This is a genomic window from Microcoleus sp. K1-B1 (genome assembly GCF_036704705.1).
Taxonomy (GTDB): domain Bacteria; phylum Cyanobacteriota; class Cyanobacteriia; order Cyanobacteriales; family Microcoleaceae; genus Microcoleus.
Genome location: NZ_JAUBSH010000018.1, coordinates 36,074 through 46,319 on the forward strand (window position 1 = coordinate 36,074; position 10,246 = coordinate 46,319).

Annotated in this window: 10 protein-coding genes; 3 read left to right on the forward strand and 7 right to left on the reverse strand. The window is 46.0% G+C overall.

Going from position 1 to position 10,246, the window contains the following annotated elements; translation table 11 throughout:
* Window positions 1–488 precede the first annotated feature (488 nt).
* The 3 genes from QUA83_RS09390 to QUA83_RS09400 form a co-directional block, all read right to left on the reverse strand.
* Window positions 489–1,385, reverse strand: a complete 897-nt coding sequence (locus QUA83_RS09390) for a Mo-dependent nitrogenase C-terminal domain-containing protein (RefSeq protein ID WP_333292723.1) — start codon at window positions 1,383–1,385, stop codon at window positions 489–491.
* Between the two features lie 420 nt (window positions 1,386–1,805).
* A complete protein-coding gene (locus tag QUA83_RS09395; protein ID WP_333292725.1) occupies window positions 1,806–2,879 on the reverse strand; it encodes a class I SAM-dependent methyltransferase in 1,074 nt (357 codons plus the stop codon).
* A gap of 485 nt (window positions 2,880–3,364) precedes the next feature.
* On the reverse strand, window positions 3,365–3,676 hold the full coding sequence (locus tag QUA83_RS09400; protein WP_333056906.1) for a 30S ribosomal protein PSRP-3: 312 nt from the start codon (window positions 3,674–3,676) through the stop codon (window positions 3,365–3,367).
* A 176-nt stretch (window positions 3,677–3,852) separates the two neighbouring features.
* On the opposite strand from QUA83_RS09400, the gene QUA83_RS09405 reads away from it, so the two are divergent.
* Window positions 3,853–4,653: a TIGR01548 family HAD-type hydrolase gene (locus QUA83_RS09405; RefSeq protein WP_333292727.1), complete on the forward strand. Its 801-nt coding sequence runs from the start codon at window positions 3,853–3,855 to the stop codon at window positions 4,651–4,653.
* A gap of 512 nt (window positions 4,654–5,165) precedes the next feature.
* Window positions 5,166–5,402, forward strand: coding sequence for a hypothetical protein (locus QUA83_RS09410; RefSeq protein ID WP_333292729.1), 237 nt, complete (start codon window positions 5,166–5,168; stop codon window positions 5,400–5,402).
* A gap of 202 nt (window positions 5,403–5,604) precedes the next feature.
* On the opposite strand, the gene QUA83_RS09415 is transcribed toward QUA83_RS09410, so the two are convergent.
* Entirely contained in the window at window positions 5,605–6,423 is an 819-nt protein-coding gene (locus QUA83_RS09415; RefSeq protein ID WP_333292731.1) for a tetratricopeptide repeat protein, read from the reverse strand.
* Window positions 6,424–6,633: 210 nt separating this feature from the next.
* Between QUA83_RS09415 and QUA83_RS09420 the strand changes: the two genes are divergently transcribed.
* Window positions 6,634–7,422 carry a cobalt-precorrin-6A reductase gene (locus QUA83_RS09420; RefSeq protein WP_333292733.1) on the forward strand — a complete coding sequence of 263 codons (789 nt, stop codon included), beginning with the start codon at window positions 6,634–6,636 and terminating at the stop codon, window positions 7,420–7,422.
* Window positions 7,423–7,745: 323 nt separating this feature from the next.
* Here the strand turns inward: QUA83_RS09420 and QUA83_RS09425 are convergent, their stop codons facing one another.
* The 3 genes from QUA83_RS09425 to hpsB all read right to left on the reverse strand — a co-directional run bounded on the left by QUA83_RS09425 (window position 7,746) and on the right by hpsB (window position 10,228).
* Window positions 7,746–8,348 carry a prepilin-type N-terminal cleavage/methylation domain-containing protein gene (locus QUA83_RS09425; RefSeq protein ID WP_333292735.1) on the reverse strand — a complete coding sequence of 201 codons (603 nt, stop codon included), beginning with the start codon at window positions 8,346–8,348 and terminating at the stop codon, window positions 7,746–7,748.
* Between the two features lie 58 nt (window positions 8,349–8,406).
* Window positions 8,407–9,531, reverse strand: a complete 1,125-nt coding sequence (hpsC, locus tag QUA83_RS09430; RefSeq protein WP_333292736.1) for a hormogonium polysaccharide secretion pseudopilin HpsC — start codon at window positions 9,529–9,531, stop codon at window positions 8,407–8,409.
* Window positions 9,532–9,595: 64 nt separating this feature from the next.
* Window positions 9,596–10,228 (reverse strand): hormogonium polysaccharide secretion pseudopilin HpsB, encoded by a 633-nt coding sequence (hpsB, locus tag QUA83_RS09435; protein WP_333292737.1) that lies wholly within the window; start codon window positions 10,226–10,228, stop codon window positions 9,596–9,598.
* Between the last annotated feature and the right edge of the window lie 18 nt (window positions 10,229–10,246).

A 10,246-nucleotide genomic window follows, 5' to 3' on the forward strand; every position in this document is an offset into this window, starting at 1 on the left:
ATATAATTTTACCAATTCTGAAAAATAGTGCAGAGTGAGAGATTGTACGCGAGCATTTGTAGGGAAACGGCAATGCCGTGTCCGGCTCCTAAATGGGCGAGTTTTAATAATTTGTATAAGATTGAGAATAAGCTGTCGCGCATTTAAATTGTAGATTGAGGGCGGGCGGGACGCCCAACCCCTACACCCCACAAGACTTTAAAATTTTTTGACATACCATTTTTTGACATACCATTTAAATGCAGAACAGCTTAGTACCAAAACTTTTGTTGAATTAGTATTATCAAAGCAGATTTGATATTAGCAGGACTCACGCACAAAAACTGCATAAACCGGGTTTTTCTACTGGGGCGGATTGGTATAATGATGTTGTTTCGTAGAAAAACCTGGTTTTTGCGTTCAGGACTAATTAGTAGTCATTGGTTAATAGTTACAGTCATTAATCCAAGATTTCACAAGAATGACAACTGACAACTAACTACTCACTACTAACAATAGGACGATACATCTTCCTTACATTCATCTGCCAAATAGCAGAGAGCTCGAAAGCGCATCCCGACTAACTGTTCGTAAAGCGGGTTAATCTGGCACATCGCCGGAATGTGGACGATTTTGCGACCAAATAACACGACATCTCGCTCAAACGGACACTGGGGCGGAATAATTTTACAGACAAAGTGTGCCAATTTTGGGTCGTGAATTTCCCAGCCGTCAAGCCAGTCTTTTACCGGTTGCAGGACATTTTTCTGGTGAGGTTTAGGTAGGCGAGATGAAAGGGGTGTTCCGGCGACGGGGGCGACATTCGCATCAAAAACTATTTGGCTGCTGGGCCCCTGCGGCTCATCGCATTTGCTGTCTTCGATGGTGTGTCGCAGAGCTTCGATCGCCTCTACATTGTGCCCCAAAGCTGTGCAAAACTTAGAGATTACCTCGTCTTCGCTGAGCGAGTAGGTACCGTCTGCCAAAGCTACCATGACTGCTGTCCTCAAAAAATCCTCGCCTTTGGCGGTGTCTTTCCCTAACACAGCGGCTAATTCCTCTGGGGCAATAGGTTCAAAATCCTCCTCAAAAGATACCGGGTGTAGTTCATCCTGAGTTAGATTTGCAATCATTTTTTGCTCGTCTTCGTCAAAGTTGCCGTCTGCCCAAGCAATTGTCAGCAATCCCCGCAGCCAAGCAGTAATCTCTTCATTGGTGCAGGAAGATTTAGCGTTACTCATTAGCATTTCCACTTGGATGTACCAGTCAATGTGTTCGTTTACAGCGGACTCAATATTCCCCTCCCAATAATTTTTATTGGTTTTTTGGTCGATCGATGATCTATTTGTGGAAGGTTTGTGGCCGAAGATTGCTCCAAACGCTTGTAGTGGACGTGTTAAAAGCATATTTGTTTCTCAGCAGCATCGCTGACTAGCGAGCTAATCTATTGGCTAATCCTATTCCCTAAAAAGTCATCTATCGAGAGGAATAGGTTTGTTGAATTCATCTTAACTCTAGTTGCACCCATCAAGATGACGATCGACTTTTATTCAATCCCGATCGCCATTAGCCACCCAATTTTTCGCAATAAATAAAAGGTTGGCAAGCGTGGGATCTAATCAGACACTGGGTTTGTCACCCAGGCGGCGATCGAACTTCGCTCTCTTTACATTTTAATATATATTTTTGTAAATTTTTCTGTGCCGGCAGCACAATATTAACAGCGAGCCTGGTTTAAGCTGTTGAAAGAAAAATATATGAGGAAAATTTGACCGCTGATAAAAGCTTTTGATTGCTGTGTCCGTCTAGAAATGACCGATTTTTTTTTAACTTCGGCGGCACAAAATCCAGCGCAATTCCATTGGCGGGCGGGCGTTTGCCATCGGGAAGACATCTCGGCCGGTGGCCCAACTGGGAAACCAGGGCGTCGGCGGCCAGGCTGCTTCCGGCAGGTGGTGGCGTTCGTACTCAAACACCAATTCGTCGGATATTTGGACTAAGGGCAACCCTTCCATTGCGGTGGCGAGTTCTTGGGGCGTAAATAAAGTAGACCAAGAGAGTTGGGCAACTTGTCGCACGAGGGCATCTGGCTGGTAGTCGCCTACGGTTAAAAACGTGCTGAACAGCAACAGGCCTCCGGGAGACAGGGAATCGCACATTTTAGCCAAGAAAAGCCGTACTTGATCGCTGTCTCGAAAATGTGAGATGACTTCGGCTGCAACTGCCAACTGGTAGCGGGCCGGTTTCATCCGCATTAAGGGGTCGAGCACATCGCCTTCAGTCACTGTGACGGGAAGGTTTTCGGCTGTTACTGCAGCTTTCAATTGTTCTGCAAAAGCTGGAGCTAGTTCGATCGCATCCACAGAATAGCCCAATCTCGCCAGTGGCAAGGTATTGCGACCGGTACCAGCCCCCACGTCCAAAATCCGCACTCGATCGGGTGTACCCAATTTAGCAGCCGTTGCCATCAATTTTGCATCGGGATGAGAACCGAAAAGAGGAGGTTCTCTGGTGTCTACCCAGCTTTTGTACTGTTCTCCAACTGTTGAGGTAGTAACAATCACTTTGCAAGCTAAACCGGTTTGTGGTGGCTGCACTGATTCGTATTGCAGAATCAACATCGATGCTGTGGAGGTGCGGTAGCCTTGTTCTAACTTGGTAGCTAAAAGCTTGCTGAGTTCGTCTCTGCGGTCTTCGGGCAGGGGTCTGTCAAGAGTGCTAAATAGCTTTTCTATTGACTTGAGATAGTGGCTGAGCATTCCCGGTACACAGGGGAAAATTAATTCTCCGCGAGCGTTTATGCGAGTATTAATTTTGTAGAGGATTGCTTGCTGGAGAATGTCGGGATTTACTACCAGCGGTAGCTGTTCGGTCTGGTTGATTGTACTTTCGGCGCCCATAGATTCCGCGAAGAAGTCATTAGTTATTAGTTATTAGTCAGTAGTCAGTAGTCATTAGTCATTAGTCATTAGTCATTAGTCATTAGTCATTAGTCATTAGTCATTAGTCATTAGTCATTAGTCATTAGTTATTAGTTATTAGTCAGAGGGAAGGTTATTGAGAGCTGACTGTACAATTTAAGAGTATAAAAAAGCCGATTTTAGATTTATTTGGTTTCGTTGCTTAGTCTTTTTAGATTGTATTAAATCAGATTTGAGAGCTTTATTTTGGATAAATCTCAAATCTCAAATCTCAAATCGACCAAGCCCAAAACCCGAGTACGTCTGAAAATCGGAGTCACTATCAAAATAAGCTGTAGCGAATTCAAATTCTATGTTTCATGGCGAGGTGGAAAAAGCGTCAAATCCTCTCGCCTTCTCCCCTCTCTCCTTCCCCTTGTCAGCCATAACAGGCAATTTATATGGGTAGCAAATTAAAGCTGGGCTTAGTTGCTGCCGGTAAAAGTTACTAGGGGGAACTTTGACTGAGCTTCAGTCATCGGGCGCCGTCTGCCTTCCTCTTGCCAGTAGTTGATTACTTCTGTGGCTTGGTTGAGGATTTCGACGCGATCGTTATCAGCAATCCAGTGTTTGGCTTCGAGTTCGTTTTTGAGGTCTTCCCACGCATCTTTGCGGGGCCAGAAAAAGTAGGATGTCAGCGGGCTAGTTCCTTTACCTACAACTTGGTCAACGGCGAGGGCAACATTCTCTTCTAGCCAGAGAACTTTTAAGATGAACTTGGACAAGCAAACCTCCAGGGTTCCGATCGAACTTGTTAAAAATTTCTACAATCGCTAAGCGTAGCACACTTGTTCGATAATTGGTCATCGGCCATGAAAAGTTTTGTGGCGCGGCTGCTTTTAGCGCTACTCAGGGGCTGGAAACCGATAAAATTTGGGTTCTCACGCGCCCTAGGTACAAGGATGGTTAAGTTGTGAACAGAGTTATTTTAGTTTTTGACATTGACGGTGTGGTGCGGGATGTGTCCGGTTCCTATCGGCGGGCGATCGCCGATGCGGTTGAACATTTCACGGCGGGTGCTTTTCGCCCGAATTCTCTCGATATTGACTCTCTGAAGTCTGAGGGAGTGTGGAATAATGACTGGCAGGCGTCTTTCGAGTTAGTTTGCCGTTATTTTGAGGGGATTGGGCGATCGAGAAACGAACTCGCTCTCAACTATGACGAATTAGTGGCTTTTTTCCAAAGTCGCTATCGCGGGCCCGATGAGAAAAATTGGACTGGTTACATTTGCGACGAACCGCTGTTGTTAAGTTCGGCTTACCTGGAAAATTTAACGGTTGGGGGTATTGCTTGGGGCTTTTTTAGCGGGGCGATGCGGGATGAAGCTGCTTATGTTTTGTCAGGGAAACTGAGTTTAAATTCCCCGGTGTTGGTGGCGATGGAAGATGCACCGGGAAAACCCGATCCGGCTGGACTTTTCGCGGCAATTGAACAGTTGGAAATTCTGCACGGTTTAGAAAAAAATTTGCCCGTGATTTATGCGGGAGATACTGTTGCCGATATTTACACGGTTGTGAAGGCGCGGGAAGTGCAACCAAATCGGGTTTGGCTGGGGGCTGGAATTTTGCCGCCTCACGTTTTGGATGATGCTGTGCGCTGCGAGGCTTATGCTGCAGGGCTGGAAAATGCGGGTGCAGCAGCGGTTTTCAGGAATGTTGAGGAGTTGACGGCTGCGCGGATTCGAGAATTAGTTCAGTTGAGTGTTGGCTGTTGACTGTTGACTGTTGACTGTTGACTGTTGACTGTTGACTGTTGACTGTTGACTGTTGACTGTTGACTGTGGGCTGTTGACTGTTGACTGTTGACTGTTGACTGTTGATACCAATTTTTTATGAGGCTGCATAGAATCTGATCCCCCCTAGCCCCCCTTAATAAGGGGGGGACAAGATTCCGCTCAAAGTCCCCCTTATTAAGGGGGATTTAGGGGGATCGAGATATGTGCAACTTCACATTAAATTGGTATGAATCGGGGTCAAAAAAATGAAAATTGCGCGAATTATTTGTGGGCAGCTTGATTCGACTTTGCGCTTGACGATGAAGCGCGGATTTGACACCGTATTATTGACAAACAAATGTAATTTTGTTAAATAATTTTGTGGCTTATCCTATTGACAAGTAAATGTAGTTTTGTTACATTTATTTGTCAATTTTTGCATCTTTGAGTTGACAATATCTGCTGCTGCGGCTTAGTACAGAGTAGAGGTCAATCTCTAGGAGAGTGCCACTATGTTAGTTTCGCGATCGAGTGATAAACAACCTACGCTGGAAGAAACGCGGCAACTAGAAAAGCTCCAAGCCCAAATCGAGCGGGCTGTTGCTGACGGCAAGATATCTAAGCATGAAATGGAAGACATCAAGAGAGCGATTTTGGCTGACGGAAAAGTTACTGTTGAAGAACTGGAACTGTACAGAATGTTGGTGACAGATAGGATTGTTTCTGGAGATGTGGAATACGAGTTTTGAGGAAAAAAATGAACGGAGGGAAGGTATTTAACGGATGAATGTTGAGAAAAGAAGAAACTAGGAAGAAGAAGTTAAATTGTTCTTCTAAAGTTTATTTACTGCTAGCTTAGGATGAAATTTGGCAATTTTTTGGAGCATCCCTTTTAGGAATTATACGCCACACTTATGGGGATGCTCGCAATTTTTCATTGGTGTTGTGAGATTATTTTAAGTGCAAGAATTTGTCTAATGCACTGACTGCAAGTGGTGGCCAGCGGCGGGTATTGGCAACCCAATCGAGGTCTTTGTAGCGGGAGTCGAGGCCGATGGCTGCTACCCAATTACTCTCAGCTTCGCCGCGATTTCCTGTTTCCCAAAGACAGGCGCTGAGGGCGGCTCTCATGTCGGCAAATTGGGGGTATCTGCGGACGATATTTTTCATGTTGCGAATAGCTTCTTTGGTTTGCCCGTTTTGATAAAGTGCGAGGGCGTGGTTGGCGCGGGCAAAGGCGTATTCGGGGGCTAGTTCAAAGGCTTTGCTGTAGTCGGCAATTGCTTGTTCCCATTTTCCTAAACCTGCTTCGGCGTTGCCTCTGTTGTTGTAGGCGGCTGGATCTTGGGAGTCTAATTCTAGTACGTGATTGTAGTCGGCGATCGCCTCTTCCCAGCGTCCTAAACCTTCTAAGGCGGTGCCGCGGTTGAGGTAGGGATCGGGGGCGTCGGGTGCTAGTTCGATCGCTCTTTCGTAGTCGGTAATAGCGGCTTGTAGTTTGTTTTGGCTGACTCTAGAATTGCCTCGGTTACTCCATGCGGCGGCTTGTGAGGGAAATTTGTCAATAATTTGAGTCCAAAAAGTTTCTGCGGCGGGAAATTTGCCTTCATTTGTAGCTTCAAAAGCTTTTTGAACGAGTTCTCCCAATTCCTGTTGAGGATCGGTGATATCTGTTGCTTGTACTTGTGCGGCAGCGGGCGCGATATTTCCCAACCAAACTAACCCGGTTACAATTAATACTGTAAAAAATGTGAACAGTGAGCGAATCATCTTTGTTGGCAGTTGAAACTTTACTTAGGAATGAGAATTAAATAAAATCCACTTTTCCTGTTTGTTGTGGAATGGGCGTCCCGCCCGTTGCCGATAGACGGGCGGGACGCCCATCACACAAGAAAAAAGGGAAATTATTTAATTGACAATCCTTAAAGACATTATTAACCAAAATTTTAGGTATTAGTTCGATATGTTAGGACTAATTTTATGAAAAAACGGTTGCTAATTTTGGGGGGGACGGGGGATGCTGCGGAACTGGCGGTAAGAGCGTCTCAAATTGCTGAAATCGAGGTGATATCTTCGCTAGCAGGACGCACTCAACAGCCTTTTACCCCAAAAACGGGTACGGTGCGAATTGGGGGGTTTGGTGGGGCGGCTGGGCTGGCCGAGTTTTTGCTCGTTAGCGGAGCCCGCCCCTACGGCGGCTACGCCAACGGAGAGGATCGCCCGATCGACTTCTTAATCGATGCTACTCATCCGTTTGCGGCTCGGATTTCTGCTAATGCTGCTGTTGCTGCTGCTGAATGTAATGTGCCGTATTTGATGCTGGTGCGTCCTGCTTGGGAGAGGGTGGAGGGCGATCGCTGGATTGATGTTGCCAGCCACTCGGAGGCTGCACAGGCTTTATTAGGGCAGTCTCAGCGGGTGTTTCTCACCATTGGTAGGCAGGAATTGGCTGCTTTTGCTGGTTTGGATGCTATTTGGTTTTTGATGCGGGCGATCGATCCTCCGGCACTCAACTCTCCTATTCCTAATGGTAAGTTGTTGTTAGCAAGGGGGCCTTTTTCTTTGGAAGACGAGCGCCAATTACTATTAGAATTTCAGATTGATACAATTGTTAGTAAAAACAGCGGGGGCGGTGCTACTTATGCGAAAATTGTGGCGGCTAGGGAACTGGGAATTCCGGTGGTGATGGTGCAGCGGCCGCTGATTCCCGATGTTGAGCAGGTTGCTGATGTTGAAGGGGCGATCGCTTGGTTAGTTAAGCAGTTATGATATCAAATTCGTTAGCATTGGAATAGTAAATTCGAGTTCACTGTTGACGGTTGACGGTTCACTGTTCACTGTCAACAGTCAACATTCAACATCATAAGGAGTGTTACCGGAAATGATATTAGTAGGGTTTCAAACATCTGCCAGGTTATGTCTTTGAGTAATAGTTGATTTTCTGGCTGGATGATTATTTGTTGTAGTTCTAGCTGCATTTTTTGACTGTTTTAATAGGATTTGAACTATAAAATAATTTAAGTTAATAGATTTTAGCAATTCAGAACTTATGCGGAATTGCTGTTAGAGATTAAGATTAAATTTATTGAAAATTAGGGTAGCGTTGGGCAATCATTTCCTTCAGCAGTTCTCATCCCTCCTATGAGAGTTTCTACCCTCGCACACTGCTTACCACCGCCGTTTAAAGGAGAAACTGCGACTATAAATGAAGTTCTATCTGGATTGCCTTGGTAATCAAAAGTGAGCGATCTCTGAGCCAGTGTAGGATTAAGTTGACTAAAGGTAAGCGCAATAGTGCCGGGTGGAATTTCGCCTCCACCATCTAACTTTTGCTCACTACCACCCGTAGCTAGTGGCGGGTTAAACGTGACCGTTGGCGGGTCAACAGGCGGAGTAGCATTAGGATCATAATTGAATGTAACTGTGACAGTGCTCTTAGTTCGCTTTGCTTCGCTTTGTGCCAGTCGTAATGACTGGAAAACTCGATCGTTCACAGTGCGAACTCTTTGTCTGTTGATGAATGCCACCCAGCTTGGAGCGGCGATCGAGCTGAATATACCTATGAGCAACGCTATCACCAACACTTCTAGAAGGGTGAATCCTCCATCGCCTTTTCTGGATGCAGTATTTTTGTAATTAGGGTTTGCTTTTGTTGCAGAAATCTGCAAAGCTTTTAATAATATTGGGGTTTTCATTTTATTCTCCTGTTTGAGCGGCTAGTGCGGTGAGTCGGAAATCTGTTTCCAACATAAGTTATTGTGCTACTGCACCGAGACCTTGTACTTGAACGGTTGCTGTTGGGAAAAATGCCGATTTGTCGGGGTTGTAAGCAGTATCGTTGGGTTGAAGGCGACGCAGGCTGTTTCCTCTGATAGTTACTCTGGCTATGTTATTAGATGTATCAACACAAGCGTAGAAGCTATTAGCTGAGTTGCCTGACCTGTCTCTTATTAGTAAATGTTCGGGATTGAATGCTGGTGTTCCTGCCGGTGTTACTGCTGGCGGGACAAAACCCAGAAGAGTTTGGCACTCTACTCCTGTCGGAACCGGAACATTCTGTGTACTGTCGTCTATATAATTAACCAGCACTTGAGGGTTTTGTGCCCCTGACTGTGGATTTGCCAATCCCGTGGGATTTGTCACATTAACTGTTGGATTGTTTAGGCTAAAACTGGTCGTTGGGGTAGTGTCAGTGGAAGTATTAAAAGCAGGATCAGTTTGCTGAGCGGTTGTGGTGTTGGCAGTACCATAAGGGGTTATACCACCTGGAACTGATAGGTCTATCACTCGATCAATTCCATCCCTAATTTCATAGCGGACAATACGGGTAGGACAATTGCCTCCAGCCGGTTGACACCAAGTAGGGTCGGCATCTCTAATTTGATAGTAAGCAACTAAAGATTGCACGTAGGTGTCGTTGCATTGACGGGGATTCTGAGCCTCGCAATTTCTGGGTTTGACACTAGCAGCAACAGTGGGATTAATAGGAAGAGAATTTCTAAGCTGCTGGCGCTTCCAAAATACCAGAATTGGTGTTCCATTTGCATTTGGAGGAAGCTGGGGTCCAACAATCTGTTCGTTAGGGCCAGCAGGTCCATTGAGCGCCCTATTGTCGTAAATATACATCGCTTGACTCAAATCTTGGGCGATGAAATCCACCGCTGCCTGAATGTCTTGCTCGGTGTTTGACTTTACTTGTTCCCTCCTGTCGGTATTCAGCATATCGACTACAAAACCGAGCATCGGTGTAATGATTAAAAATGCCATAATCGCTCCCACTAATAGCTCAACAAGAGTCATACCCTTGTCTGTGTGAGCTACATCGGATCGGTTTGTTTGGTTCTGACTTTTGAGAAGCAACCTGAGTAAAGTTTTCATTTTGACTTTTTCCTTTGTCAAATGGGGGGAGCGATTTTAAATCTAACAACCGGGACTTTGATTATTACTGACAGCCACCGGGGGTACGAGCGCACAACGATCGATATGCAGAAGTACCTCCGTTTGTAGTAGGGGGAATTTCCGTTTTCATTACCACCACAGGCGCTTGAGGATTGCCAAGACCGGAATTAGCAACTGATTGCTGTTCAGTTTTCATCTGACCTCCGGTAAACCCATCCGCGCGGTAAACCCGCACAGTAAGTTCGTAGCCTGTTGGGGTCGGATCGTTTGTCGCATTAGCTGGATTTCGCCAAGCACCTTGAACAAAAAACTCTTTGCTGCCAGCACAACCTGCCGTTTCATCCAAGTTAACGCAGTACAAAGCATTGGAGGCTGTAGGAGCAGGATGAAAAGCAGGAGGAACAGACGTATCTCGCGCAGGAAAACCGATCGTAGGTTGTGGATCAGTTGGAGGTTTGATCGCCCCCGTTCTGAGAGCGTCTATGTAAGCTCTCGCCGCCTGGGTGGCGAGTTCCGTCCGGCGCGCTTGTACGCGAGTTGCTACTGAGAATGCCATCACGGGGGCGATCGCAATCATCAGCACCGAAACCACAATCATCGCTACCAACGACTCGATAATCGTGTAGCCGCCATCTCGCGACTTGGATACATTTTGTTGTCGTTGTTGGTCTGTCATATAGAAGTCTCCGGTAAT

What these genes read in the sequence shown, in the direction of transcription:
- QUA83_RS09390 (WP_333292723.1), bottom strand. Translation starts at nt 1,385, where the DNA reads ATGCTTTTAACACGTCCACTACAAGCGTTTGGAGCAATCTTCGGCCAC.
- QUA83_RS09395 (WP_333292725.1), bottom strand. Translation starts at nt 2,879, where the DNA reads ATGGGCGCCGAAAGTACAATCAACCAGACCGAACAGCTACCGCTGGTA.
- QUA83_RS09410 (WP_333292729.1), top strand. Translation starts at nt 5,166, where the DNA reads ATGTTAGTTTCGCGATCGAGTGATAAACAACCTACGCTGGAAGAAACG.
- QUA83_RS09415 (WP_333292731.1), bottom strand. Translation starts at nt 6,423, where the DNA reads ATGATTCGCTCACTGTTCACATTTTTTACAGTATTAATTGTAACCGGG.
- QUA83_RS09420 (WP_333292733.1), top strand. Translation starts at nt 6,634, where the DNA reads ATGAAAAAACGGTTGCTAATTTTGGGGGGGACGGGGGATGCTGCGGAA.
- QUA83_RS09425 (WP_333292735.1), bottom strand. Translation starts at nt 8,348, where the DNA reads ATGAAAACCCCAATATTATTAAAAGCTTTGCAGATTTCTGCAACAAAA.
- hpsC (WP_333292736.1), bottom strand. Translation starts at nt 9,531, where the DNA reads ATGAAAACTTTACTCAGGTTGCTTCTCAAAAGTCAGAACCAAACAAAC.
- hpsB (WP_333292737.1), bottom strand. Translation starts at nt 10,228, where the DNA reads ATGACAGACCAACAACGACAACAAAATGTATCCAAGTCGCGAGATGGC.